At 39.1% G+C, this 26,054-nt stretch carries 24 protein-coding genes, 1 pseudogene and 1 other annotated feature; of the genes and pseudogenes, 20 read left to right on the top strand and 5 right to left on the bottom strand.

Going from position 1 to position 26,054, the window contains the following annotated elements; genetic code table 11:
- Positions 1–49 precede the first annotated feature (49 nt).
- The 4 genes from IGI52_RS09280 to lepB all read left to right on the top strand — a co-directional run bounded on the left by IGI52_RS09280 (position 50) and on the right by lepB (position 3,133).
- Positions 50–397, top strand: coding sequence for a DUF1831 domain-containing protein (locus IGI52_RS09280; RefSeq protein WP_016181405.1), 348 nt, complete (start codon positions 50–52; stop codon positions 395–397).
- Positions 398–746: 349 nt separating this feature from the next.
- Positions 747–1,391 (top strand): hypothetical protein, encoded by a 645-nt coding sequence (locus tag IGI52_RS09275; protein ID WP_016181406.1) that lies wholly within the window; start codon positions 747–749, stop codon positions 1,389–1,391.
- 441 nt (positions 1,392–1,832) lie between these two features.
- A complete protein-coding gene (locus IGI52_RS09270; RefSeq protein WP_216453508.1) occupies positions 1,833–2,438 on the top strand; it encodes a metallophosphoesterase in 606 nt (201 codons plus the stop codon).
- 152 nt (positions 2,439–2,590) lie between these two features.
- A complete protein-coding gene (lepB, locus tag IGI52_RS09265; protein WP_016181409.1) occupies positions 2,591–3,133 on the top strand; it encodes a signal peptidase I in 543 nt (180 codons plus the stop codon).
- Between the two features lie 45 nt (positions 3,134–3,178).
- Here lepB and IGI52_RS09260 read toward each other — a convergent pair whose 3' ends face one another.
- Genes IGI52_RS09260 through IGI52_RS09250 form a run of 3 tightly spaced genes read right to left on the bottom strand, consistent with a single transcriptional unit; the run spans position 3,179 to position 4,930 of the window.
- Complete coding sequence (locus IGI52_RS09260) at positions 3,179–3,682, bottom strand: PH domain-containing protein (protein WP_438781128.1); 504 nt, start codon at positions 3,680–3,682, stop codon at positions 3,179–3,181.
- The gene (locus tag IGI52_RS09255; protein ID WP_438781127.1) at positions 3,672–4,556 is read right to left on the bottom strand and encodes a hypothetical protein; all 885 of its coding nucleotides are present in this window, start codon (positions 4,554–4,556) and stop codon (positions 3,672–3,674) included. Before IGI52_RS09255 ends, IGI52_RS09260 begins: the two co-directional genes overlap by 11 nt.
- The gene (locus IGI52_RS09250; protein WP_049221065.1) at positions 4,556–4,930 is read right to left on the bottom strand and encodes a GntR family transcriptional regulator; all 375 of its coding nucleotides are present in this window, start codon (positions 4,928–4,930) and stop codon (positions 4,556–4,558) included. The genes IGI52_RS09255 and IGI52_RS09250 overlap by 1 nt, the downstream gene beginning before the upstream one ends.
- 182 nt (positions 4,931–5,112) lie before the next feature.
- Between IGI52_RS09250 and mnmA the strand changes: the two genes are divergently transcribed.
- On the top strand, positions 5,113–6,231 hold the full coding sequence (mnmA, locus tag IGI52_RS09245; RefSeq protein WP_034876776.1) for a tRNA 2-thiouridine(34) synthase MnmA: 1,119 nt from the start codon (positions 5,113–5,115) through the stop codon (positions 6,229–6,231).
- Positions 6,232–6,390: 159 nt separating this feature from the next.
- On the opposite strand, the gene IGI52_RS09240 is transcribed toward mnmA, so the two are convergent.
- A complete protein-coding gene (locus tag IGI52_RS09240) occupies positions 6,391–6,639 on the bottom strand; it encodes a hypothetical protein (protein WP_225844329.1) in 249 nt (82 codons plus the stop codon).
- A gap of 68 nt (positions 6,640–6,707) precedes the next feature.
- A complete protein-coding gene (locus tag IGI52_RS09235; RefSeq protein WP_137439769.1) occupies positions 6,708–7,955 on the bottom strand; it encodes a multidrug efflux MFS transporter in 1,248 nt (415 codons plus the stop codon).
- Positions 7,956–8,315: 360 nt separating this feature from the next.
- On the opposite strand from IGI52_RS09235, the gene IGI52_RS09230 reads away from it, so the two are divergent.
- The 15 genes and pseudogenes from IGI52_RS09230 to IGI52_RS09160 all read left to right on the top strand — a co-directional run bounded on the left by IGI52_RS09230 (position 8,316) and on the right by IGI52_RS09160 (position 25,851).
- Positions 8,316–8,687 (top strand): DUF1033 family protein, encoded by a 372-nt coding sequence (locus tag IGI52_RS09230; protein ID WP_016181415.1) that lies wholly within the window; start codon positions 8,316–8,318, stop codon positions 8,685–8,687.
- On the top strand, positions 8,626–10,701 hold the full coding sequence (locus tag IGI52_RS09225; RefSeq protein ID WP_438781126.1) for a DNA topoisomerase III: 2,076 nt from the start codon (positions 8,626–8,628) through the stop codon (positions 10,699–10,701). Before IGI52_RS09230 ends, IGI52_RS09225 begins: the two co-directional genes overlap by 62 nt.
- A 228-nt stretch (positions 10,702–10,929) precedes the next feature.
- Positions 10,930–11,253 (top strand): annotated as a pseudogene (tnpA, locus tag IGI52_RS09220) (IS200/IS605 family transposase); the annotation flags it as partial.
- Between the two features lie 351 nt (positions 11,254–11,604).
- A complete protein-coding gene (locus IGI52_RS09215; RefSeq protein ID WP_438781125.1) occupies positions 11,605–12,099 on the top strand; it encodes a TetR/AcrR family transcriptional regulator in 495 nt (164 codons plus the stop codon).
- 92 nt (positions 12,100–12,191) lie between these two features.
- On the top strand, positions 12,192–14,870 hold the full coding sequence (locus tag IGI52_RS09210; protein ID WP_438781124.1) for a sigma 54-interacting transcriptional regulator: 2,679 nt from the start codon (positions 12,192–12,194) through the stop codon (positions 14,868–14,870).
- A 120-nt stretch (positions 14,871–14,990) separates the two neighbouring features.
- On the top strand, positions 14,991–15,308 hold the full coding sequence (locus IGI52_RS09205; protein ID WP_016181419.1) for a PTS sugar transporter subunit IIB: 318 nt from the start codon (positions 14,991–14,993) through the stop codon (positions 15,306–15,308).
- Between the two features lie 23 nt (positions 15,309–15,331).
- Positions 15,332–15,661: a PTS lactose/cellobiose transporter subunit IIA gene (locus IGI52_RS09200; protein ID WP_204371491.1), complete on the top strand. Its 330-nt coding sequence runs from the start codon at positions 15,332–15,334 to the stop codon at positions 15,659–15,661.
- Between the two features lie 11 nt (positions 15,662–15,672).
- Positions 15,673–16,815 carry a GNAT family N-acetyltransferase gene (locus IGI52_RS09195; RefSeq protein ID WP_016181421.1) on the top strand — a complete coding sequence of 381 codons (1,143 nt, stop codon included), beginning with the start codon at positions 15,673–15,675 and terminating at the stop codon, positions 16,813–16,815.
- 18 nt (positions 16,816–16,833) lie between these two features.
- Positions 16,834–18,096, top strand: a complete 1,263-nt coding sequence (locus IGI52_RS09190; protein WP_016181422.1) for a PTS sugar transporter subunit IIC — start codon at positions 16,834–16,836, stop codon at positions 18,094–18,096.
- Positions 18,097–18,186: 90 nt separating this feature from the next.
- Positions 18,187–19,575 (top strand): glycoside hydrolase family 1 protein, encoded by a 1,389-nt coding sequence (locus IGI52_RS09185; protein WP_438781123.1) that lies wholly within the window; start codon positions 18,187–18,189, stop codon positions 19,573–19,575.
- Positions 19,576–19,594: 19 nt separating this feature from the next.
- Positions 19,595–20,686, top strand: coding sequence for a DUF871 domain-containing protein (locus tag IGI52_RS09180; protein WP_016181424.1), 1,092 nt, complete (start codon positions 19,595–19,597; stop codon positions 20,684–20,686).
- 80 nt (positions 20,687–20,766) lie between these two features.
- Positions 20,767–20,992: a binding site (T-box leader), on the top strand.
- A gap of 199 nt (positions 20,993–21,191) precedes the next feature.
- Entirely contained in the window at positions 21,192–21,833 is a 642-nt protein-coding gene (locus IGI52_RS09175; protein WP_016181425.1) for an amino acid ABC transporter permease, read from the top strand.
- Positions 21,834–21,846: 13 nt separating this feature from the next.
- Positions 21,847–22,482: an amino acid ABC transporter ATP-binding protein gene (locus tag IGI52_RS09170; RefSeq protein ID WP_016181426.1), complete on the top strand. Its 636-nt coding sequence runs from the start codon at positions 21,847–21,849 to the stop codon at positions 22,480–22,482.
- Positions 22,483–22,505: 23 nt separating this feature from the next.
- The gene (locus IGI52_RS09165; RefSeq protein WP_016181427.1) at positions 22,506–23,333 is read left to right on the top strand and encodes a transporter substrate-binding domain-containing protein; all 828 of its coding nucleotides are present in this window, start codon (positions 22,506–22,508) and stop codon (positions 23,331–23,333) included.
- Positions 23,334–23,439: 106 nt separating this feature from the next.
- Positions 23,440–25,851 (top strand): DNA translocase FtsK, encoded by a 2,412-nt coding sequence (locus IGI52_RS09160; RefSeq protein WP_438781122.1) that lies wholly within the window; start codon positions 23,440–23,442, stop codon positions 25,849–25,851.
- The last annotated feature ends 203 nt before the right edge of the window (positions 25,852–26,054 follow it).

Raw genomic sequence — 26,054 nt, 5'->3', positions numbered from 1 at the left:
GATACTTATCTTTATAATCAATAGTGAAAGAAAAAGATGAGGTGAGTATATGGCATTTACAAAGACAGCAACGATTAAGGGATCAAAATATCAATATGCATTAGCGCCTACTGCTAAAAAGTATACATTGCGTGACAACGGCTTTACAGAAACAAGCTCTGGCAATTTCCAATTAATTCGTCCATTGCAAGCAACTCCCCAAAGTAAAGAAGGCTTTAAGCTGAAAATTACGGTGGCAAAAGATATCAGTACCTTGAAGATGTCAGTGACAACAGCGAATGGACTAAAAGCTGTAGATATTTTCAAAGATGCAAAACAAGAAATGGTCCAAGAAAAATTTTACTTTCTGATGGATGGTATGATTGATCGCGGATTGTTTGTTAAAGAAGAAATTTAATCATAGAGAGAGGTTGTGACAGAAGCTATTTCTGGAACACCGTTTGTACGAAAGAGGAAGCTGTGACAAGATTTTTGTCACAGCTTCTTCTTTTTTCTATTTAAGTAGAAGAAAAGCGTTGGTTGCTAAAAGGATTTTAAAAGAAATAGAAGCATCAGTTATTTAATCATTAAAAATAATGATATTATTTTTAGGTAACGCTTAATTCGAAGGGGCATCGATTATAATCCGACTTCTAATTTAGTATATTTACCTTTTTTTCTGAATCTTTTTAACGCTAAGGAGCTTCAAATTAAAAAGATTATGGTACACTGATAGTAAGAATATTGTTGGAAATGAAGGTGAGAAGTTGGTTCACAAGATACAAACAATCGAGCATCACAAAATTATTTCTGATTTCCGTCTCTTGTCGGGGCTGACCGTCTCAATTGAAGACTGTGCCAACCTGACAAAAGAGTTAAAAAAATACGGTGTCGAAGATTACTATATCAGTGATTATGAAGGGAATAGTTATCTAACTCGCTATGTAGATTACTTTATCGATGGGATTCCTTGTTTGAAATATAAGAAAAAATATTTGATTCCTCTGATTTTTCGTGACATGCCCGACACACAAAAGATGTTCCGCGATAGCTATCGCTGGGAAGCTTTTTTTATTCTGTTAGATTGGTACCTAAAATATAATCCTGAAAAGGTTATCATTCAATGTAAAAAGAAAAAAAGAAAAATGGAAGTGGTCGATACAGCTTTTTTGATCTTCCGTTTGTGGGAAATTTGTGATGGAGCAGCGTTTCCGATTGCAAATCTCAATAATCTTTCTGAATTTGAACGTTGGAACCAGATCTTTCATTTGATTGATACAGGAAAATCCTTTAAACGAACAAGAGAATTCGATGCGACCAAAGTAGAAGATCTGACACAACTTGAGGCGGTCATCACAATTATTAAAATGAAATATCAAGCAATTTTACAAAAACAAGGCTACCAGGTATAAACTGGCAGCCTTGTTTTTGTGAGTCCAACTTTTCACAGTTTGCTTTGTTCGAGAAAAATAAAGATTAGCTGATATGTTAAATAACGCGAACTTTAGTTGGATCGTATGCGAAGCGACAATGAAGGATTTTTTCTGTTTTTTGGAAAAATCATTCTTTAGAAGGAGTTAGCTGTCAGTCGCACTTTTTGCAGTTTGTATTAGTTGGAAAGTAAAATAATGGACTTAGCATAAATTATTTCTCAAGATGTTTAGTGCGATGATAGGCGTGATGAGAATAGAATTAACTTTTTTGCTTTTTGAAAAAGTTAATCCCATTGTTCGAGTTAGCCGTCAGTTTTATTCCCTGCTTTGTCAATCTGCCTTTTTCTCAAGCAGCGCTTTTTTTTAGCAGAGATGGTAAAATAAAGATATGAATTAGAATTCGTTTTGTAGGTGATTAGAATGAAATATTTTATATCAGATACCCATTATTTTCACGAAAATCTTTTAGGCGATAATGACTTTGCGCCGCGCCTATTTGATTCTGTCGAAGAAATGAATCAGCAAATGATTACTGCTTGGAACAATGTTGTCAACGAGAAGGACACAGTCTATCATTTAGGTGATGTTGCAATGCACCCATTATATGAAAAGGGTTTTAAGGATATTTTAGAGCAATTAGTGCAGTTAACGGGAAAAATTGTATTTATCAAAGGGAATCATGATTCACGGACCTTTTTTAGATATTTAGCTGCCCATGATCCTAAACTTGCAAATGGAGAGAACAAATTTGAGTTTCATGATGTTGGAGCAATTGTAAAATTTAATCATCATCAGTATTATTTGACTCATTATCCAATGCTTCTCGGAAAGACATTAAACATTCGCAACCTTCATGGTCACATTCACAACTATAGTATGCCGATTGCTGAAGACATTAATGTTGGGGTCGATGCACCGGAACGCGGTTTTTTGAGAGAGCCGTTACCTTTTGGCACACCTATCTCAGAAAATCTGATCGATGAGATCGCGGATTACAAAGAAGCAGAGATAAAAAAATTAAAATAAGCCTAGGCATCGAGAAATCGATGTCTTTTTTTGACGACTATGCTGATAGTGAATAAATGCTTAAAAAGGCAACGGGCTGTTTTCATGACGGAGCTGCTATGGTAAATTAAATATAAAGATCATACGAGATATTTAAATAAGGGAGGAAAAAAGTGAAGGTTAAAGAAATTGCGAAAACGGTTCTTTTATATGTTGTTATGATAGGTGCGGTAATCGCGTTACGGCATTACGTATTTTCACCTGTAGAGGCGATTGGAGATTCAATGAAGCCTAACCTGAATGATGGTGAGCGGATGTTTGGATTGAAACATGCAGAGATCAATCGTTTTGATGTGGTAACTTTTCCAGCACCGGATGACCCGGGAACCGATTATGTGAAACGTGTGATTGGCTTACCTGGAGATACCGTCGCTTACAAAGACGACCAGCTTTACATTAATGGAAAGAAATATGATGAGCCATATTTAGAAGAGTATAAAGGCAAATTGACGGACGGTCAGCCATTGACCTTTGATTTCGATCTGCAAGGTTTGTTTGGCTACGAAAAAGTTCCTGATGGACAATTATTTGTTCTGGGAGATAACCGACGTATCTCAAAAGATGGACGAATCATCGGAATGATCGATCAAAAGGATATTTTGACTAATGTAAAATTTGTTTTCTGGCCAATCAATCGGATTGGCGTCGTTGAATAAAAAAATAATCCCACTTCATGCAATTGGAGTGGGATCATTTTTTATTTATTGATGGTTCTTCACTTCTTGATAGAGCTGTTTGGTAGCAGTAGGATCTGTGTTGGTATAATAGTAATCTCGATTTTTTGTCTGAATTTGTAAAATTGGTTTTGATTGATAGTCCACGAAAAGAGAGGCGGATTTTCCAGCAACTTTAAAGCTGCCGATGGCGTAATTCTCCGTTGCCAGTCCGTTCACTTTCATACCAACACGTGGCAAGCGTTCAATCAGAGCCATTTTTTCTATATCCTTGTAGGGAATTTTTCGTTCCCGGTAGAATGGGCCATCCAAAATAACACTTTCCTGCTTTGTTTCATAGGTTAATGGATCGGGATGATAGTCTAAAATGTATAAAGGAACAACGGTGATCACCATAACACCTATCAGAACTATAGGCAGCAAGCCGATAAAAATTTTTCCACCAATTCGTGCTAAATTCACCGTGATATTCAAACCGATACGGTCAGGAACCATCAATCGACGATCGTCAGGGTTGTAGTTAAATCCCATAGCGCCAATAATAATCATCGCCTGTATAGCGAAAGCTGGGCGTTTGAGTCAATAACTGATCCTGTTTGTTACGCAAACGGATCAGCCACCACAGGGTAAAGCCGCAGAAAAGGAAAATCGCCAGAAACTCAATAATCGTCAATAGGTTAAAGAGGCGCGGACTAGATTCCAAAGTAATCAAAGGCAGATAAATAATCAACAGAACAATGAAACTCGTACCTGTAATAAATGCTGACCAGTAAAATTTCGTCAGATCGTTATATTGCCGATTGATTTTTGAATCATTGGTCAAAGCTCGCACAGGCAGTCGACTGATTGCCCACCAACCTACCAGAAACAAAAGTAAAACAAATATGTTTGTGCCGAATAGAATCCAAGTCAGACTTCCCATTTCTCGCTGGTGAAGAAGTACTGTCAATAAAATCAGGAGTACAAATGAAAGAACAAACCACCAAGGTGAAACAAGCTTTTGGTTTTTCTCAAGTACAAGCTTGGTATCGACTTGTATTGGCTGCTGGGTTAATTGCCAGTTATTGTCTACAATTAATTGATGCCCTTTACGGATATAACGAATTTGCAAGAAGTATCCCGCACCGATTGTGATATAAAGAAGGATGAAAAACAGCAGCATAAAAATAGAATCCTTCATAGGGATCAACAAGCTTAAGTCTAAGATAGTCAATAGAAATGCCAGTTGAAATTGACGCTTTCGATAATTTCGTCTGAAAGCTAGTACTAGCGGATCATTGATTTTATCAGCAGGAAAGGTGTTTTCCACGATAACATAATTGTGGGGCTTAGCGGCTAAAGAATTTGTAAACGCCATGATAAAGTTACAAGAAATCAATATGACTAAAATAATAGGGGATAACATCAGCGCTCATCCTTTCCGAAACTCGTCAAAATCTGTTGAACTTTTTCTTGGATTGCTTTTTCATCAGGTTCAGCTAAATAAAGTTCTGCTAACAGTAATGTTAAATTTTCTTCGTTAGTTTTTTTAGCGGCAACCGGCAAAGGAGCGACCAATGTTCCTTTACGACGATCAGTGATCAGGTAGCCTTCTTCTCGCAGTTGCTGATAGCCTTTTGAAACAGTCATTGTATTTACTCCTAGTTCATCCGCAAATTGACGGACTGTCGGTAACTGTTCATTTGGCTGCAATTCACCTTGAGCGATGCCGATAATGATTTGTTTACGTAGTTGTAAATAAATGGGTTCTTCAGAACGAGGATCAATTTCTAAGATCATATGCTCACTCCCTTTTGTATTGTAAATATTAATACAAACAATACAAAAAGACAAATAAAATTTTTCTGAAGAATTATCTATCGAAAATTTAAGATTTATGTTGTATAATTCGTCATACTGAAAAGTTGCGACCTTCAAATCGTAGAGTTTTCGGAAATCTATTTTGAAATGATGGTGATACTGTGTCTAACAGCAACACAAGAGTCGTCGTAGGAATGAGCGGCGGCGTCGATTCATCAGTAACTGCTCTGTTGTTAAAGGAACAAGGTTACGATGTAGTCGGCATTTTTATGAAAAATTGGGATGACACTGATGAAAATGGTGTTTGTACCGCGACAGAGGATTATAAGGACGTAGCGAAAGTCGCTGCCCAAATTGGGATTCCTTATTACTCTGTCAACTTTGAGAAGGAATATTGGGACCGAGTCTTTGAATATTTCTTGGCAGAATACCGTGCAGGCCGCACACCGAACCCAGATGTGATGTGTAACAAGGAAATCAAATTCAAAGCTTTCTTGGATTACGCAATGGAACTAGGTGCGGATTATGTGGCAACCGGACATTACGCTCAAGTCGAAAAAGACGAAAACGGTGTGGTTCACATGCTGCGTGGTGTGGACAACAACAAGGATCAAACCTATTTCTTGAGTCAACTTTCGCAAGAACAACTAGCAAAAACTATGTTTCCTTTAGGCGGTATGCAAAAACCAGAAGTTCGCGCAATCGCTGAACGAGCTGGCTTAGCTACTGCCAAGAAAAAAGATTCAACCGGTGTTTGCTTCATCGGGGAAAAGAACTTCAAACAATTCTTAAGCAATTACTTGCCAGCTAAAAAGGGCAAGATGGTGACTTTAGATGGGGAAGAAAAAGGTACACACGATGGATTGATGTACTACACAATCGGCCAACGTCAAGGTTTAGGTATCGGCGGCGGCGGAAAAACCAACGATCCGTGGTTCGTCGTCGGCAAGGATTTATCTACCAATACATTGTATGTTGGTCAAGGTTTCCATCATGAAGCACTATATGCGACAAGCTTGGATGCCAGTGAAATCCACTTCACAACGAATGAAGATCGGCCAAAGGAATTTAAATGCACAGCGAAGTTCCGTTACCGTCAGCAAGATGTACCCGTAACGGTTCGTTTATTGGATGGTGATCGTGCGGAAGTAATTTTTGATGATCCTGTTCGTGCAATCACTCCAGGCCAAGCGGTCGTATTCTACGATGGTATGGAATGTCTCGGCGGCGGGTTGATTGATCATGCCTATCAAGAAACAAAAGAATTACAATATATTTAATGTATAGAACTGTAACCATTTTGTTATATGAGATTATCAGGGGATTAATCTTAGGTGACAAATAGCACAAAAAAACTAAAAGGGAGGGGAACCTTCCTTTTAGTTTTTTTGTGCTATTTCTGAATTTTGAAAAAGACCGAAATTTTGATGTTTTTTTTTCTATGCCAAACTCTGAGCGAAATGTGCCATTGCAACTTTAACTTCATTCAGTTTTTCAGGTTTGATCAAAGGAAAGAGCTTTTCCTGTAGCTGTTTAAATTCTTCTAAGCTTAAAGCATTAGTTTCTTGATCCGCAAAGCTTTTAACCAAGATTTCCTTTGCTTGCTCTTCTTTTCCTTCAATTGTATTGTTCAGGAAAAAATCGAGAAATTTTAGTTGTCCCTCAAGCATGTTCTTCACTTCTTTCATTCATATTCTTTCTTAGTATAGAAAACTACTCAAAAAGTTGCCATTAATAAGTCTCGAAGTCTCGGAAATTAATGCGTTTGATGACTTTGATGCAGCTTCTCGCTGATTTCTTTTGTATTGCGATGTACCAATAGATAGTTGGTCAACACAAGAGCTGAGGTTGAGATAAAGACCCCTCGATATCCAAAGATCGAAGAAACGCTAGAACCGATCATCGGTCCAACAACATTACCAGCAGCTTGGAAGGATTGATTGTAACTGAATATTCTTCCAGCAGCTTCTTGCGGCGAATACTTTGTGATCAGGGCCTGTACAGCAGGCAGAAGACAAGCGTCAGAGATTCCAACTAAGAATCGCAAAAAGGCCAATTGCCAAACATTTGTAACGATAGACATTGGCAAGAAAACCAGCATTGCAAAGATTAAACCGATACCTAGAATTTTTTCGCTGCCGATTTTATCCCCCAAGCGACCAAAACGCGGTGCTGCAATCAAAGTAGCGATTCCCGGGATTGAAGCAATAATTCCGCTGACGAGTGTGACGTTTCCATGATTGTGCATCAATTGTCTAATATAAAGACTAATAATTGGACTAATCGAATTATTTGAAGCTTGAATAATCAGGGTTGTAACGAACATACCGATTACAACGTGGGGATATTTCAAACTATGAAAGATTTCTTTCGCAGGAAGCATATCGTTTTTTTCAACTGGGGTGAATTCTTCATGAACGAAGAAGAGACTAAGCAAGAAGACTAAAAACAAAATACTTCCGGTGATAAAGAAGGTCAAACGATAGCCGAAAATTGAGGCAGTAACACCGCCTACTAATGGACCGAGTAAGTTTCCGGTGACAGCACCAGTTGCTAAAGTTCCGAGGACTTGTCCGCTTTTTTCTCGTGGAGTTCCAGTTGCGACTAAGGCTGTGGCGTTACTGATATAACCAGAAAAGACACCTTGAAGTAAACGCAGACCAATCAACTGATAGACATTTCCCACAGTTCCCATCAAGCTAATCACAATTGCCATACCAAGAGAAGCACGCAATAGCATCAATTTACGTCCTTTTTGGTCAGCTAAGCGTCCCCATAAAGGTGATACAATCGCGGTGACCAAAAAAGTTGAAGAAAAGGTAATTCCACTCCAGAAGTTTAATTGCTGGTTGCTGTAACTTCCTAATGAGTCAATGTATAAGGACATAAAGGGCATGACCAAACTAAATCCAATGCCGGCCATAAATGTGCCAAACCATAAAACGATCAAATTCTTTTGCCAAGTGGGTCGAGGTTGAAATAATGAATTTTTGATTTTACTCAAACTAAAAAGGCCTTCTTTCAATTTTATAAAACTTGCGGTTATTTATGAACTACAGAATAAATTCTTTTGATGTAAAAATTCAAAAAGCTCCGTAGCCGGCCATTTTGCTAATCTCTGGAAAGCAAAAAATAGCACCTGCGAAAAACAGAGCAAATAAATCCAATTTATATTATAACTCTCTTAAGGACCATGTAAAATCCCGCCGCTTTGTGTTACGATAGAATTAAGAAAAAAGCAATATTTTTCTGAAAAAGGATCGTAGAGAACGAACTTTTTCAAGATCCTGTATCAGCTGGAAACATTTTTCTTGAATTTTTATTTCATGATACTTATGATTGAGATGGAAAGAAGGGTAACGGGATGTATCAAGTAATAACAATGTATGGAGATAATGAACCTTGGTGGTTCTTTGAAGAATGGCAAGAAGATATTCAAGAAACCGCGACTTTTGAAGATTTTGACGCGGCTGTAGCATATTATGAACATCGTTGGAGCGAGCTCCAAAAAACCAATACATATAGTAATGCGAAACATAATTTTTTAAGTGCATTTTGGAAAGACCAAGACGAACGCTGGTGTGAAGAGTGTGATGATTATTTGCAGCAGTATTGGGGTCTTGCGTTATTAAAAGACGAGCAGCCGTTGACGGTTGACAGCAGAAAGGAATTTTATGAAACAGCTAATTATAGCGGAAAAGCCAAGCGTTGCAAGAGACTTGAGCAAGGTGCTTAACGCCAATCAAAAGAATAAAAATTACTTTGAAGGACCCAATGTTGTCGTGACTTGGGCCCTTGGTCATTTATTGAGCCTGAAAATGCCAGAGGATCTAAATAAGGAATGGCAAAGCTGGCAGATGGAAACATTGCCGATGATTCCCAAATATATTGGGATCAAACCACTACCCAAGACACGTGGACAATTGAAATCAATCCAGCAGCTGGCGAAACGAAAAGATATCTCAGAGGCAGTTATTGCCACTGATGCTGGACGTGAAGGGGAGCTGGTTGCACGTTGGATCTTAGAGTATGTGCGGTTTGAAAAACCAGTCAAACGATTATGGATTTCCTCACAAACGACTAAAGCGATCAAGGATGGCTTCAAAAATCTAAAGCCGGCGAAAGAGTATGACAATTTGTATTACTCTGCTTTAGCACGAGCAAAAGCAGATTGGCTTGTGGGTTTGAATGTTACACGAGCGTTGACTGTAAAATATGAAGATAATCTTTCAGCGGGTCGGGTACAAACGCCGACACTTGCGATGGTTCGACAGCAAGAAAAGAAGATTGAAAAATTCCGTCCCCAAAATTATTTTGTCATTTCATTAGAGGTGGATGGACAGAAAGCTAAACTCAATCAAAAGAATCCGTATGGCATTACGGAACGTGAAGCAGCAGAAAAATTAGTCAAAGAGCTGTCACAGCAAAAAGGGACAGTCACTGATATTACAGAAAAAGAAAAAACAGAACCAGCACCGTTACCATATGATCTAACTGAAATTCAGCGGGAAGCCAATGCCCGCTATCAGTTTTCAGCAAAGAAAACCTTGTCGCTAGTTCAAAGCTTATATGAGACGCACAAAATTGTGACCTATCCACGGACAGACAGCAAGTATCTAACCAATGATATGAAAGCAACAATGAAGGAACGGTTACAAGCAGTCAGTGATTTTGCGCCAGAGGTTAAAACTTACATTAAAAACGGAGCACAAGTGAAGCAGAAACGTGTGTTCCAGGATAACAAGGTGACAGATCATCATGCACTGATTCCAACTGAACAGCGTCCACGCTTTGAGAAGTTAACCACTGATGAGCAACGAATTTACAATATGATCGTGACGCGATTTTTAGGATTATTCGCCGATGCCCATAAGGAGAGTCAGCAAAAAGTAACGGTAACTTTCCAGAAGGAGACATTCACCTTCCGTCACAGCAAGATCTTGGTAGCTGGTTGGAAACCTACGGAAGAAGTCCGAAAAGCTGTTCAATGGACAGCTGGTATGAAGATCGTACCGAATTTTACGATCGAAAAAGCCTTAACTACACCGCCAAAACCTTTGAATGAAGGAACATTGCTGGCTCAAATGGAAAAGCATAGTTTAGGAACGCCAGCAACTCGCGCGGAAATCATTGAAAAACTGATTAAATCGGAATTGATGGAACGTACCAACACAGGCTTATTAGTTTCACCAAAAGGCAAGCAGTTGCTGGAATTAGTAAATCCCTCGCTAGTAACGCCGGAGCTGACAGAAAAGTGGGAAAAGCAATTAGAGTCAATCGCTAATGGGAAATATAGCAGCAAACAATTTCTACAAGAAATCGAAGCAGACACGAAGAAGCTAGTCAGTGAAGTGAAGCACAGCGATAAAAAATATCAGGATTTCTCCATTACGGCGAAGAAATGTCCAGAATGTGGTTCGCCACTACGAGAAAAGAATACCCGAGATGGGAAAATTTATATTTGTACCAATCCAGAGTGTAATTATCGCCGCCGTAAAGATCCAAAGGTATCAAATCATCGCTGCCCGCAATGTCACCGCAAGATGGAGATCATTGATGGAAAGAACGGTTCTTACTTCCGTTGTAAATACGATGGAACGACAGAAAAAATGCTAGATAAGAAGGAACGTTCGAAGAAAATGACGAAGCATGAAGAACGTCGTTTATTGAAAAAAATCAATGATCAAGAGGAACCACAGGAAAGTCCATTAGCTGCAGCATTAAAGGCAGCAATGGAAAATAAGGATTAGGCATAAACCGCGAAGACGGAGCAGTCTTCGCGGTTTATTTAGTTAATGACTTTAGTCAGTTTCGCTCGCGTTAGCGAGTGAAACAAGAAAACCGCGCGTTTCTACGCGTGGACGAGATAGCTTTAGCGATAAAAACTCCTTTCGATATACTAATAAGTGGCTACCAACCGCTCATACTATCGAAAGGAGTTTTTCTATGTCATCAAATGACGACAAAAGTTTATCACACAGTCGGTAGAAATCATAGAAGCACATGCCATGCCAGATCATATTCATATGTTAGTTAGAGTGCCACCGAAAATAAGCATTTCAAGTTTCATGGGATTCTTAAAAGGAAGAAGCGCCACGCTTATCCATGAGCAGCATGGAAACTTAGTGTATAAATATGGGAATAAGAGTTTTTGGTCGAAAGGCTATTATGTAAGTACAGTAGGGTTAAATCAGAAAACAATTGCAAAATATAAAAGAGAACAAGAAGCAGAGGATCGAAATCGAGATAGCATAAGTAAAAGAGAATACGTCGATCCATTTAAAATGAAGAAAAAGAAATAAAGTAGCGAGCGATGAGCGGTTGGCGGTCTTTTAAAAAGCTCCATTTATGGAGTACGCGAGCAGTGACCTCTTCTAGAGGTGTTAAAAAGCCACCCGTTTTCACGGGTGGATGAGTTACTTTAAAACAAATAAAATCGCTGACTTTTTCTTTACCTAAATGAATAAGTTAAGGTATTTTATTGAATAAAAAACCGTAGAACACTGTTTTCATTTTTTTGTCTTAAAAATCAACATCTGTTGATTAATCAACTCGTGTGCATTATAATAAGAGGACTATTCAAAAGTTTCACGCACCAAAATTTATATTTATGATTAAATGAACAATAGTTAATGAATGATCGGAGTATAATAATGGATCGACGAAAACGAAAAACACAAACGACAATTACAGCAGTTTTTTACCAACTTTTAACGAAAAAAAGTTATGAAGAAATATCGGTCAGTCAAATTTGTCAGGTGGCTGATATTAATCGTGGAACGTTCTATCTCCATTTTATCGATAAAGACGATTTACTTGAAAAAAGCATCGCTTATGAAATGCAGAAATTAGTCGAATACTGTGAGGATAACGGTGAAACGAATAGTCAGCGTAAGTTAGGAAAGACTTTTGAATATATCACGGATCATCGTGAACAATTGAAGCGGCTAGTTCATGCAGATAAACAGGGATTTTTTGCTCAGTATCAAATTGACTATTTAATGGAGCAACTGACTGATCATTCATATCTGACAAGTATTTTCTACGCCAATGGGATTGTCGGGCTGCTGGAACATTACTTAATGAATGATATTTCTGAAAAGGAAATCGCTCAGGAATTGGATAAAATTACCAAATCATTTCATTAGATGGAACTGATCTTTCAAAGATAATTAGTAGATATTCAAAAAGAAAAGGTTTACAATATAAATGGTTTATACCACTTTCGGGAGGGATTTTTTTGAAATCGAGAAAAGATGAAGTACTAGAAGCATTGAGAGCAAATCCTAACGAACAGACAGCACAAGAATTGGCAGATCAAATGGGGGTTGACCGTACAAATGTCAGCCGTTATCTAAATGAACTAACTAAAGACGGAACAGTAAAAAAAATTGATGGACGTCCAGTGAAATTCCAAATCGCAACGGTTTCTACCGAGCAACATATTAATTTTGATAATTTAATCGGGCGTGAAGATTCTTTAAAGAGTCAGATTCAAAAATCAAAGGCGGCTATTTTATACCCACCTCGGGGGTTGCATACGATTATTTTTGGCGAGACTGGAACGGGTAAGACAATGTTTGCGGAATGTATGTATCGTTTTGCTGTTTCAGCTAAGGTCTTAGATGAAAATGCGCCATTTATTACTTTCAATTGTGCAGACTATGCGCAAAACCCACAGCTGCTTTATGGTCACATTTTCGGTGTGAAGCGGGGAGCCTTCACCGGTGCAGAAGAAACAAGAGTTGGGCTAATGGAACAAGCTAACGGTGGTATTTTATTTTTGGATGAAATTCATCGCTTGCCTCCAGAAGGACAAGAAATGCTTTTTACCTTCATTGATAAGGGAACTTTTCGTTCATTAGGCGATGGCGAAGAAAAACAAGCCTCTGTACAAATTATCGGAGCAACAACAGAAACCAGCTCAATGTTCCTATCTACCTTCAACAGACGTATCCCAATGCAAATTGAGTTGCCATCTTTAGCTGAGCGCTCTTTGGATGAACGCTTGGCAATCATTAAGGAATTTCTTCAACAAGAAGCCAATCGATTAATGCAGGAGATTGCGATTGATAAGCGGAGTCTGTTAGCGTTTCTTTTATATAATGCAGAAGGAAATATCGGTCAGCTAAAACGTGACTTAAAATTAGTCTGCGCCAAAGCCTTCCTCCACTACCAAACCAATAGTGAATCAGAAAAATTAATGATCGTAGAAGAAGACTTGCCGCTGGTCGTACAAAAAGGCTTGTTGCGTATGAATGAGGTTCAAGACAAGCTGATGCCATTTATGGATAAGCGAAACCTCTATTTGACTTTGAAGCCAGGCACTGAAGAAGTTGTTTGGGGTCAAGACCCTAATAAAGACATGGAAGTTTATCATTCAATTACCTATAAATTGGAAAAACTTGGTCGTGAAAACCTATCAGAGATTGATTTAGAAGAATTGATTTCCAATGATGTTGATCAATATTTTGAAACCTATGTCGAAGAGCTTTCTCATAGCAATGCTTATCGGGAAATTATTTCTGATGATCTATGGAAATTAGTGAATGATCTCTATGATTTTGCGTCAGTACAAATGAATCGTGATTACGATGAAAAGGTTCGCTTTGCTTTTGCTTTGCACATCAATTCAACGATTGAACGAATTCGCGGCAATCAATTTATTTCACATCCTAATTTAAATGGCATTCGCCGCAACTATTCCAAAGAATTTCAATTGGCGATCGAAATTTCCAATCGTATTGAGGAAGCCTACAGTATCATGATTCCGCTGGATGAAATCGGATTTATCACGATGTTTTTAACGATGGATAATCAAGAGACACAAAAGGTCGACGAACGACAAGTAGCAGTATTGGTTGTCATGCATGGTAAATCAACTGCTTCCAGTATGCTGGAGACGGTCCAGGAGCTTTTGGGAACCTCCAATGGTATTGCCTTTAATATGCCGCTGACTTTACGAACAGAGGCAATGTATGGTCAGATCAAAAATTATATTCAAGGAAAACAAGAGGAGTTTTCAGAGGGTATCATTTTATTGACAGATATGGGATCGCCGAATAATTTTGGAAATCTGATCTTTCATGAGATGGGTATCCGAACTCGAGTAATTTCTATGGCAAGTACAATGCTGGTGCTGGAAAGCTTGCGTTTAGCGACATTAGGTCGTTCGTTAGAAGAAATTTACACAAGTGTCATTTCTATGTTCCAAACAATGATTCGTCTTGAAGAACCTACGCAAAAGGATGAAAAGAAAGTGATCATCGTCGCCTGCTTTACTGGTGAGGGTGTTTCTAAGCGATTAAATGAGGTTGTTTCGCAAATCGTCAATTTAGAGGAATTTGAGATCATTCAAATGCAATCCTTAGAACGAGAAAGCTTTAAGCATCGAATTGATCAGTTGATCACTCATAAAGATATCGTGGCAATCGTCGGCACCATGGAGATCCATTACCAAAAGATCCCATTTATTCCAGCGATGAATCTATTTAAACGCGATAAAATCTTAGAATTTCAAGATTTGTTAGGAAGTACCATTACCCTGCCAGAGATGGTTGATTCATTAACAAAAAACTTTTCTCCAGAACTGGATGTTAAGACATTATTCTTACTGATTGACGACGTACTACAAATGATTCGCAAAGATCAAGAGCTGATCATCGAGAATACAGCGATACAAGCACTGAGTGTGCATATTGCTTTCTTAGTAGACAAAATCAAGAAAAACGAAGAGCGGCCGCCATTTGAGAATGTAAAATATTTTCATCAACAGCATCGTTTGCGATTCAATCAAACGGCTGCTAATCTCTCCATGATCGAAAAACAGTTCGGTGTACGTTTTACAGAAGATGATATTGCCTACATTGTTAAGACGCTAGAAGATAATCGAATTGAACTAGGATTGCACAGTGTGTAATCCTAGTTTTTTTGTGTGTAAATTGAAAACCTTATCACAGCAGCTTGTGTGCGCAAAAAAAGTTGGCACGCGAATTGCTTTATATAAAGTGTACAATAAAAAAATTAGGGAGTGTCAGATATGAAAAGAATTATGTTAGTTTGTGCGGCAGGAATGAGCACTAGTTTATTAGTTACAAAAATGGAAAAAGCAGCTGAAGCTCAAGGGTTAGAATCAGATATTTTCGCAGTTTCAGCTTCGGAAGCGGATGCAAAATTAGAAGATGCAAGCAAACCAGTAGATGTTTTACTATTAGGCCCACAAGTTCGTTTTATGAAGAGCCAGTTTGAAACAAAATTAGCGGATAAAGGTATCCCTGTTGACGTTATTGATATGAAAGATTACGGCATGATGAATGGTGAGGCTGTTTTAGGTACTGCACTAAGCCTAATGAAGTAAGAAATTAAAGGGGAGCTAAGCAAATGAGCGAAACAATGAGTCAGGAACAATTAGAAGCAGTAATGGGCTTGATTATCAATGCCGGTAACGCTAAAAGCGATGCCATGGAAGCAATTCAAGCAGCTAAAGATGGTAACTTTACTTTGGCACAGGAAAAACTTGAGGCAGCGGATCAAGCTTTAGTAGAAGCACATCATTCTCAAACAGGGCTGTTGACTGAAGAAGCTAGTGGAAATCCAATGACCGTGACACTTTTGGCTGTTCATAGTCAAGATCATTTAATGACGAGTATTACCTTTAACGACATGGCAAAAGAAGTCGTTGATCTATACAAACGTTTGGGTAACGAATAGGAAGTGATCCCGTGAAATTAGCTCGTGATCATGAATCGTTGAAAGCGATCACAGGTTTAATTGAATACGCTTTTAGGAAACAACAACCAATCATCGATGATCCGCTTTTCTTATCACGTTATGAACATGCTGATAGTTATGGCATGTATCACGATGGTGAATTAACAAGTTTGGTCATGGCGAATCATTTTGAAATTCAACTTTTTAATGAAAGAGTTAAAATGGCCGGTGTTGGTTATGTCAGCAGCTATCCAGAATATCGAGGGCAAGGCGGCGTTAGTAATATTATGCCTGAACTCTTGACGGATCTTTATGAACAAGGTGTAGCAGTATCCCAGCTTGCTCCTTTTTCTGAAAGTTTTTATCGTCAATTTGGATACGAGCCGACTAGTCGTAGAAAAATCTATCGTATTCCAGCATTAGCCTTTAATTATTTACCAAGTGAACGAAGGGGGAATGTCAAACGCGGAACCTGGCAGCAGATGAAGCTGGTGATCCAATCGATTTATCAGCGCTTATTGAAACAACAGCAGAATGGAACAGTGATACGTGAAGACTGGTGGTGGGAACGACTAGATCATTATTATTCACATCGATTTTATGCCGTTGCTTACGATGATGCTGGTGAAGCGAAAGGTTACATTATTTATCGAATGCAAGGCAGCACACTGATAGTAGATGAGCTTGCTTATGAAAACGAACTCGCACTGCGAAAATTATTAACGTACTTAAAATCCCACGTCTCATCATTTGAAGAATTTCTTTATTATGCACCTGTCCATGAACTTATTGAAAAATGTTTTCGTGAACAAGAGCAGCTTAAAATTACTCTAGAACCTTATATGATGAGTCGAATTATCGACATTAAGCAATTATTACCGAAACTTCCAATAAACCAAAAAGAAATTATTTTAGAAGTAACTGAAGATAAGGAATGTCCTTGGAATGTTGGTAGCTGGCTAGTCAGTCAGGGGACTTGTCAAAAAGTACATGAAGCAGGCGATATCAAAGCATCCATTCATGAGTGGAGCGAATTATTATTGGGAGAATTGACTTTAGCAGAAGGAGTTTTTCTTGGCAAAGTCACAGCTGCCAAAGGGTTTACGGCTGAAATTTTTCCAAAAGGTCGACAAAGTTTTTATGATTATTTTTAAATAGGGGGAAATACAAAAATGGATAAATTTATCAATTTTATGGAGAAACACTTTATCCCACATGCATCAAAGATCGGTAATCAACGTCATTTGATCGCAATTCGGGATGCCTTTACAGTAACAATGCCGTTAATGATTTTAGGGGCATTAGCGGTAATGTTAAATAACTTGTCACTAAGCATTCCAGCCTTCGGTAAGTTTATGAACGGCATTTTTGGCGGGGATTCTTGGACAGGTTTTGGTGGAGCTGTTTGGAACGGAACATTTGGTGTTCTATCAGTTTTCATCGCGTTCCTAGTTGCCTATAACTTAGCACATCATTATGGTAAAGATCCAGTAGGTGCAGGGGTCGTATCTGTTGCTTCTTTCTTTACTTTAGGTGCAGCAACTAGCGGAATGAACTCTTCTGGTTTGTTCGTAGCATTGATCGTCGGTATCGTAGTGGCAGAAGTCTTCACTCGTTTAGTCGGTAACGAAAAATTAGTTATTAAAATGCCAGAAGGCGTGCCGCCAGCAGTTGCCCGTTCATTCGCATCTCTATTTCCAGCGATGATCACTGTTTCAATCTTTGGTTTAATCGCAGCAATTATTGCCGGATTTGGTGTTAAAGATATGTTTGCTGAATTCTATGCATTGGTACAAGAACCATTCATGGGCTTAGCTAACTCTTACGGCTCAGCATTGCTAATTGCCTTCATTACGCCATTCTTGTGGTTCTTTGGATTACATGGTGCCAATATGATCGACCCATTCATGCAAGCAATCAATGCACCAGCGATTGAAGCAAACGCTAATGCGTTGGCAGCAGGAAAAGCAGCGCCTTACATTGTTAACAAACCATTCGTTGATTCATTTGTAAACATGGGTGGTACAGGGGTAACAATTGGTTTAATCATTGCTATCTATTTAGTTGGACGTAAGAACAAACCGTTCATGGTTGTAAACAACTTGGCTGCAGCACCTGGTATCTTCAACATTAATGAACCATTGATGTTCGGTCTACCATTGGTATTGAACCCAATTATGTTTATTCCATTCATCTTGACACCAATGATCTGTATTTCAACTGCGTATTTTGCAACCAGCTTTGGTTGGGTGCCAGCAGCAACAGTTATGCCACCATGGGTAACACCACCAATCATTGGCGGATTCTTGGCAACTCAAAGCTTCTCAGGTGCAATTTTAGCGGCTGTTAACTTAGTAATCTCAATTGTGATGTACGTGCCATTCGTATCATTAGCAACAAGACAAGAGCTTAAAAAAGTAGCAGAAGCACAATAATTTATTCAAAGGGGGTGCGGATCACTGGATTCCACCTCCTTTATTATTACAGAGGTTACTAACTATTTTTTAGAATGAGGTAGATCTACAATGAAAACTTTCCCAAAGAATTTCTGGTGGGGTGCTGCAACATCTGGCCCACAAAGTGAAGGACGCTTTAACAAAAAACATGCCAATGTCTTCGATTATCACTTCGAGATCGAACCCGAAAAATTCCACAATCATGTTGGACCAGACGTCGCTTCCAACTTTTATAACAGCTACAAAGAAGATATCCAAATGATGCATTCTATCGGAATGAACAGTTTACGAACGAGCATCCAATGGAGTCGTTTAATCGATGATTTAGAAACGAACACAGTTAACCAGGACGCTGTAGATTTTTACAACAATGTGATTGATGCGTTGATCGCTGAAGGAATGACTCCAGTCATGAATCTGCACCATTTTGATTTACCAGTAGAATTATTTGATAAATACGGCGGCTGGGAATCAAAAAAAGTAGTCGATCTATATGTTGGTTTTGCAGAAAAATGTTTTGAATTGTTTGGCGATCGGGTGAAATTCTGGACAACTCATAATGAACCAATGGTTGTTGTTGAAGGTGAATACTTATTCCAATTCCATTATCCAAATATCGTTGATGGAAAAAAAGCAGTACAAGTCGCTTATAATTTAAACTTAGCATCCGCAAAAGCCATTCAAGCATTTCGTAAAATGAACATTGAAGATGCGCAAATCGGAACAATTTTAAATCTTACGCCTACCTACGCAGCTTCTGATGCGCCAGAAGACCAAGAAGCGGCAAGGATTGCAGAGCTATGGAACAATAAAATGTTCCTAGAACCAGCGATTTATGGACATTTTCCAGCTGAATTAGAAGAGCTATTAACGAAGGACAAGGTCCTATGGGAAACCACGGATGAAGAAAAAGAAATTTTGAAGAATAATACTGTTGATTTCTTAGGTGTGAACTTCTATCATCCAAATCGTGTGAAGGCTCCTGATGTAGCACCAAATTCGGTTGGTGCGTGGATGCCAGACCGTTATTATGATGCTTACGATATGCCTGGACGTCGTGTGAATCTAGATCGCGGGTGGGAAATTTATCCAAAAGCGCTTTATGATATTGCGGTAAATATCAAAGAAAATTATAAAAATATTCCATGGTATGTCTCTGAAAATGGCATGGGTGTCTCAAATGAGGAGCGCTTCAAAAATGCTGATGGCATGATCGAAGACGATTATCGGATTGATTTTGTCCAAGAGCATTTAGAATGGCTGCATAAAGGTATCGAAGAAGGCTCTAATTGCTTTGGATATCATATGTGGACACCAATCGATTGCTGGTCTTGGCTAAATTCTTACAAGAACCGTTATGGTTTCATTTCAAATAATATTCATACACAAATCAAAACGGTGAAGAAATCCGGTTACTGGTTCAAAGAGGTAACCGAAAGAAACGGTTTAGAAGAGTAATCAAGGAGGGGAAATTTAAGTGAAACGTGAACTAGGTATTTCAGTCTATCCTGATCATAGTGATCCGCAGACGGATCGTGACTACATTAAGAAAGCGGCGGAGCTTGGCTATACGCGAATTTTTATGAGTATGCTGGAAGTGACAGAAGGCAAAGAAAAAGTCAGCGAAAAATTTGGTAGTATCATTCATTACGCGAAGGATCTTGGTTTTGAAACAATCTTGGATATTGCGCCATCAATTTTCGATGATTTAGGCATTTCATACGATGATTTAAGCTTCTTCGCTGAGCTTGGTGCTGAAGGTATTCGTTTAGACGAAGGCTTTGACGGTAACAAAGAAGCGATGCTGAGTTATAATCCTGAAGGCTTAGCGATCGAGCTAAATATGAGTAATAATGTCGCTTATCTTGATAACATTTTATCTTATGAAGCCAACGAGCCATTCATTTATGGCTGTCATAATTTTTATCCGCAAGAGGGTTCGGCATTGCCATATGACTTCTTCATCAGCTGTAGTGAACGCTTCAAAGGTCATGGGATCAAGACAGCCGCTTTTATCACAAGTCATGAAGCGAAATATGGACCATGGGACGTGAATGATGGACTGCCGACATTGGAGATGCATCGTCATTTGCCGATCGATCTACAGGCGCGTCATATGTTCGCGACAGGACTGATTGATACCGTGATTATCGGAAATGCCTACGCTTCTGATGAGGAACTAGAAAAAGTAGCCGCAGTTAATCGTTATAAAGTAAGCTTAGGTATTGAATTTGTGCCAGCAGCAACAGAAATCGAACGTAAAATCGTAGCTGATCCGAAGCATTTCCGTCGCGGCGATATTACTTCTACTGCTGTTCGCTCAACAATGGTTCGAGTGAAGTATGCAGATGTTGCAAATCCTGTTCATGACAACACCCAAGAATTTCAAGTGGGAGATGTCGTTGTAGGAAATGATGATTTTGGCAAATACAAAAACGAATTACAAATCGTTCTAGAACCCCATAGCGATTCACGAAAAAATTTGGTTGGAAAGATTCCGCCAGAAGAACTGATTATGTTGGATTTCTTGAAGCCTTGGTCTAAATTTCAATTTGTTCCTAATAATTAAATTTGAGACAGATGATAAAAAGATGAAGGTTCGTTATTGACAAACCCTGAAAAGGCGTGTAAAGTATGACTCAACTTAATCAAACGACAATGAAAAGAAGAGTAGCAGTTCATTTGTTCTCAGAGAGTCTCTGGTAGGTGAGAAGAGGCAGCAATGTTTTGTGAACCACATCTTTGAGTCGATCAGTTGAATTTAGTAGGCTGATCCGGGAGCGCCCGTTACAGCAGAGGTCAGATTGACCAGTTGAGATCGTTCGTTGTGAGACGGCGATGAAAAAAGGTGGAACCACGTGATTACGTCCTTTAGTCCTAGCGACTAAAGGACTTTTTTATTTTCACCCGCTGGAACGGCTGACCCGTAGAGGTCCTTTTTGCGAAAAAAGGACAAAGACGAGGTGGAACCGCGTATTTAACGCCCTCTGGTAGAGATACCAGGGGGCGTTAGTTGTTTTTTGAGAAAGATTCGAAAGGCCGTGCAACTTTCGAAAAAATGGAGGGATATTGGGATGAACTATTTGATCGACGTCATGCCGCAATTATTACAAGGGGCAACGACAACACTGAAATTATTTGCTTTTACCATATTAGGCTCATTGCCGCTAGGGATTTTATTATCATTCGGGTTGGCGAGCAAGTTTAAGCCGTTGCAATGGATTTTACGTTTTTATGTTTGGATTATGCGGGGTACACCACTATTATTACAATTGATTTTTGTTTTTTATGGATTGCCGTTAGTTGGAATCATTTTTGATCGTTTTGATGCAGCGTTGTTTGCTTTTGTATTGAACTATGCTGCTTATTACGCAGAAATTTTCCGTGGTGGGATTCAATCGATTCCAGTTGGCCAATATGAAGCATCGAAGGTGATCGGATTAACACCGGTTCAAACGATTACGCGAATCATTATTCCGCAGGTCGTAAAAATTGTTTTACCGTCTGTAGGAAATGAAGTGATCAACTTAGTGAAAGATACGTCGCTTGTTTATATCCTTGGGTTATCAGACGTTATGCGCGCGGGGAAAATTGCGATGGAGCGTGACACTACCTTACTTCCGTTATTCGGTGTAGCAATCATTTACTTAGCGCTGACAGGAGTTACGTCAGTTATCTTGAAACAACTAGAAAATCGTTTGAATTATTATCGTTAGGCAGGTGGAAAAAATGATTGAATTAAAAAATGTAAACAAATCCTTTGGTAGTAAAAAAGTGATTAATAATTTGGACTTAGTCATTCCTGATGGACAAATCTTAGCCATCGTCGGTCCATCTGGAGGAGGTAAAACGACGCTGTTGAGAACCCTGGCTGGATTAGAAACAGCTGACAGCGGGACGTTTTTATTAGATGGAAGCCCCTTTGATCCAACTTCTTCGAAACAACAGGAGCAGGTCGTTGGCGTGGTTTTCCAAGATTTCCAATTATTTCCGCATTTGAGTGTGATGGATAATATTACGATCGGACCACGATTAGTCTTGAAGCAGGATAAAGAGACCTATACAAGCAAGGCGAACCATTTAGCGAAATTATTGGATATCGAAGAATTATTAAATAATTTTCCTTATCAATTATCAGGTGGGCAAAAGCAACGCTTAGCGATTGCCCGGGCGATGGCGATGAACCCCAAGGTATTGGCATACGATGAACCAACAAGTGCATTAGATCCTGCGTTACGTCAGCAAGTAGCGAGCTTGATTTTAGAATTAAAAGCAGACGGTGTGACTCAGATCGTCGTAACCCATGATTTAGATTTTGCTGAGGAAATTGGTGACAAGGTATTGAAGGTAGAACCTATCAAATAAAAACGATATTAGGAGGAGTTAGTATGAAAATGAAAAAATTGGTTTTGGGAATGGTGGCTGTTTTGACTTTAGTGAGTTTAGCCGCGTGTGGAAAGAAAGAAGCCAGCGGTGACGACAGCTGGAAAACCATTGAGAAGGATAAAAAGGTAACGATTGGTTTAGATGATACGTTTGTACCAATGGGCTTCAAGGATGAGGATGGAAAAATCGTAGGCTTTGATATTGATCTAGCAAAAGCGGTTTTTGACCAATATGACATCAAAGCTGATTTTCAGCCAATCGACTGGTCAATGAAGGAAAATGAATTGGACAACGGTACGATTGATCTAATCTGGAATGGCTATACTGTTACAAAATCAAGAGAAAAGAAAGTGCTTTTTTCTGATCCTTACGCGCAAAATGAACAAGTCTTGGTCACAAAAAAAGACAGCGGGATCACCAAAGCAGCAGATATGAAAGATAAAGTCTTAGGTGCTCAAGAAGGTTCTTCTGGCTATGAAGCCTTTAACAATGAGACAAAAACCTTGAAGGACATCGTTAAAGAAAACGATGCAACCTTGTATGCTAGCTTCAATGAAGCAATGATTGATTTGGAAAATGGTCGGATCGACGGAGTGTTGATTGATAAGGTTTATGCGGATTACTACTTGAAGAAGGCGAATAAACTAGATGAATACAACATTTTCAACGTTGGTTTCAAGAATGAAAACTTTGCAGTTGGCGCACGTAAAGGCGATAAGGAATTAGTAAGTAAAATTAATAGTGCATTCAAAGAATTACAGGACAACGGCAAATATGCTGAAATCTCTAAGAAATGGTTTGGTGAAGAATGGTCTTTACCAAAAGAGTAATCAGAACGTCCCCTTAAATTTTAATTAACCAAAAAGAAAAGGCGAGCAAAACTTTTGTTCGCCTTCTTTTTTTTGTATAATGGTACAGAATGGAAAGAGGGATAACATGGCGCAAAAAAAGCGTACAAAGAAAAAAAGAAAAACGAAAAAGCAAAAACAACTACAAGAACAGCGCCTGATCATCGGGCTTGGGCTTTTATTTATTTTATTCACAGTCTTTGCCATATTTAAATTAGGTTTCTTAGGAAATTTAATTGCAAATGTATTACGCTTGATTGGCGGCAATACCTATCAGTTTTTAGCATTGCTATTAGGCTTTTATGGAGCACTGCTGGTAGCGAAAAATACTAAGCTGCGAATAACTAAACCACGGCGTTGGATCGGTATCGGTGTTTTCTATTTAGGGATTTTATTGATTCTCCATGCCCGTTTGTTTATGAAAGTGGAGAGCCAAGATCCAAATATTTTAAAGACGACTTGGGATCTTTTAATGGTCGATTTTTTAGGAAATCAAATCACCCAAAATGTTGGCGGCGGGATGCTTGGAGCGGCACTTTATAATTTGACGCACTTTTTAGTATCACAGGTCGGTAGTTATTTGATCGCTGTTTTACTATTGATTCTTGGTATTTTCTTGTTCAGTCTCTTAGAATTTAACCAAGTAACCGATTATTTGGCCTATCTTGTTGATACCTTGCGGGAGAAATTCTCTGAATCAGACGAGAAAAAAGCTCAAAAAGCTGCTAAAAAGGAAGAGCGTCAAGCGCAAAGGGCACAAGCTAAAGCTGAAAAACAAGCAGCCGAAAAAGCAAAGATGGAAGCAGAACAAGCAGAACGTGAAAAAAACAGAGTGCGTTCCTTGACCCCAGGCGAACAACTGGCAAAAGAAAGCCAAGAAAAGTTGGATAAAGAACCTGAGCAAATGACTTTGGTACCAATCGAAGGCTTCCAAGAAAATTTAGAGCCTTTGTCAGCAACTGCGGCATCAGCAGCAACGAAGAAAGTGGAGCTTGATGAAGAAGAAATCGATGATCCCGGTGATTTAGAATTCGAGATCAGCGCAGAACCGGAAGATCATGATTATCAACTACCACCTTCAACGCTGCTCGATTCAATTCCAGCGGCAGATCAAAGTGATGAATACAAAAAAATCGAACAAAATATCAAAGTACTAGAAAAAACCTTCAACAGCTTTGGCGTAGATGCAAAGGTTGTGAAAGCCAGCTTAGGACCATCTGTGACAAAATTCGAGGTACAACCAGCCGTTGGTGTGAAGGTCAGCAAAATCGTCAACCTAACCGATGATATTGCCTTAGCCTTAGCTGCGAAGGATGTGCGGATGGAAGCACCGATTCCAGGGAAATCACTGATCGGTATTGAGGTGCCAAACAGTACGATCAGCATGGTTTCCTTCCGTGACATCATTGAAGCCCAGCCTAATCATCCAGATAAATTATTGGAAGTACCATTAGGTCGAGATATCTCAGGGATGGTTCAGACCGCCGATCTATCTAAAATGCCTCACTTGTTAGTTGCAGGTTCGACTGGTAGTGGGAAGTCTGTTTCAATCAACGGAATTATCACCAGTATTTTGATGCGGGCGAAACCGAATGAAGTCAAATTAATGATGATTGACCCGAAAATGGTTGAGTTGAATGTCTATAACGGGATTCCTCATTTATTGACACCGGTTGTAACCAATCCGCGGAAAGCGGCACAAGCCCTACAAAAGGTTGTTCAGGAAATGGAAGAGCGCTACGAAAAATTTGCGGCAACTGGAGTGCGAAATATTTCTGGCTTCAACGAGTTAGTTATTCAAAAAAATCTAGAAGATGGGCAAAATCGTCCGATTTTACCATTTATAGTTGTTATCGTGGATGAGTTGGCCGATTTGATGATGGTGGCAAGTAACGAAGTTGAAGATGCTATCACTCGTTTAGCCCAAATGGCTCGTGCTGCAGGTATTCATATGATTCTTGCAACACAACGTCCAAGTGTCGATGTTATTACTGGGATCATTAAAGCCAATGTGCCATCACGAATCGCCTTCGCCGTTTCCAGCGGAACGGACTCGCGAACGATCATCGACAGTAATGGGGCGGAAAAACTATTAGGCCGTGGAGACATGCTGTTTTTACCAATGGGAGAAAACAAACCAATTCGTGTTCAAGGCGCCTTCATCTCTGATCATGAAGTAGAACGTGTAGTAGAATTTGTTTCTGATCAGCAGGAAGCTCACTACGAAGAAAAAATGATGCCAACAGAAGAAACTTCTTCTTCGCCATCAGAAACACCGCAGGATGAATTGTATGAAGAAGCAAAGGCTTTAGTTATCGACATGCAGACAGCCAGCATTTCCTTGCTGCAGCGACGCTTTCGTATCGGATATAACCGAGCTGCTCGCATCGTGGACGAACTGGAGGAGCATGGCGTGATTGGACCTTCCACAGGCAGTAAGCCACGGGAAGTTCTCTTACAAAAAGCAGAAGAAGAGCTAGAAAATCCATTAGAGGAATAAAAAAAATCCATCCTTGCCAAATTATCTGGCAAGGATTTTTTTATGCACATATGTGCAGATTGATAGTGATTTTCACCTGTTTAATTTTTCTTTTCAATGTGTTCAATATTTTTTCTGTTTCCGAAAAAGCCTACTATTACCAGCTTTTCGTGAAATTACAATTTTCCATCTTACTGGAAAAAGGAGCAAATGAATCAATTTCA

It is taken from the genome of Enterococcus sp. DIV0187, from assembly GCF_051713785.1.
Classification (GTDB): Bacteria; Bacillota; Bacilli; order Lactobacillales; family Enterococcaceae; genus Enterococcus_A; species Enterococcus_A avium.
This window is presented reverse-complemented; position numbering and strand designations above follow the sequence as displayed.

Excerpts from the sequence above, each read along its gene's own strand:
- IGI52_RS09190 (WP_016181422.1), top strand. The coding sequence starts at position 16,834 with ATGGATAAATTTATCAATTTTATGGAGAAACACTTTATCCCACATGCA.
- IGI52_RS09270 (WP_216453508.1), top strand. The coding sequence starts at position 1,833 with ATGAAATATTTTATATCAGATACCCATTATTTTCACGAAAATCTTTTA.
- IGI52_RS09280 (WP_016181405.1), top strand. The coding sequence starts at position 50 with ATGGCATTTACAAAGACAGCAACGATTAAGGGATCAAAATATCAATAT.
- IGI52_RS09185 (WP_438781123.1), top strand. The coding sequence starts at position 18,187 with ATGAAAACTTTCCCAAAGAATTTCTGGTGGGGTGCTGCAACATCTGGC.
- IGI52_RS09240 (WP_225844329.1), bottom strand. The coding sequence starts at position 6,639 with ATGAAAGAAGTGAAGAACATGCTTGAGGGACAACTAAAATTTCTCGAT.
- IGI52_RS09175 (WP_016181425.1), top strand. The coding sequence starts at position 21,192 with ATGAACTATTTGATCGACGTCATGCCGCAATTATTACAAGGGGCAACG.
- IGI52_RS09205 (WP_016181419.1), top strand. The coding sequence starts at position 14,991 with ATGAAAAGAATTATGTTAGTTTGTGCGGCAGGAATGAGCACTAGTTTA.
- IGI52_RS09225 (WP_438781126.1), top strand. The coding sequence starts at position 8,626 with ATGAAACAGCTAATTATAGCGGAAAAGCCAAGCGTTGCAAGAGACTTG.
- IGI52_RS09200 (WP_204371491.1), top strand. The coding sequence starts at position 15,332 with ATGAGCGAAACAATGAGTCAGGAACAATTAGAAGCAGTAATGGGCTTG.
- IGI52_RS09260 (WP_438781128.1), bottom strand. The coding sequence starts at position 3,682 with ATGGGATTTAACTACAACCCTGACGATCGTCGATTGATGGTTCCTGAC.
- IGI52_RS09165 (WP_016181427.1), top strand. The coding sequence starts at position 22,506 with ATGAAAATGAAAAAATTGGTTTTGGGAATGGTGGCTGTTTTGACTTTA.
- IGI52_RS09250 (WP_049221065.1), bottom strand. The coding sequence starts at position 4,930 with ATGATCTTAGAAATTGATCCTCGTTCTGAAGAACCCATTTATTTACAA.
- IGI52_RS09230 (WP_016181415.1), top strand. The coding sequence starts at position 8,316 with ATGTATCAAGTAATAACAATGTATGGAGATAATGAACCTTGGTGGTTC.
- IGI52_RS09170 (WP_016181426.1), top strand. The coding sequence starts at position 21,847 with ATGATTGAATTAAAAAATGTAAACAAATCCTTTGGTAGTAAAAAAGTG.
- IGI52_RS09255 (WP_438781127.1), bottom strand. The coding sequence starts at position 4,556 with ATGTTATCCCCTATTATTTTAGTCATATTGATTTCTTGTAACTTTATC.
- IGI52_RS09215 (WP_438781125.1), top strand. The coding sequence starts at position 11,605 with ATGGATCGACGAAAACGAAAAACACAAACGACAATTACAGCAGTTTTT.
- IGI52_RS09160 (WP_438781122.1), top strand. The coding sequence starts at position 23,440 with ATGGCGCAAAAAAAGCGTACAAAGAAAAAAAGAAAAACGAAAAAGCAA.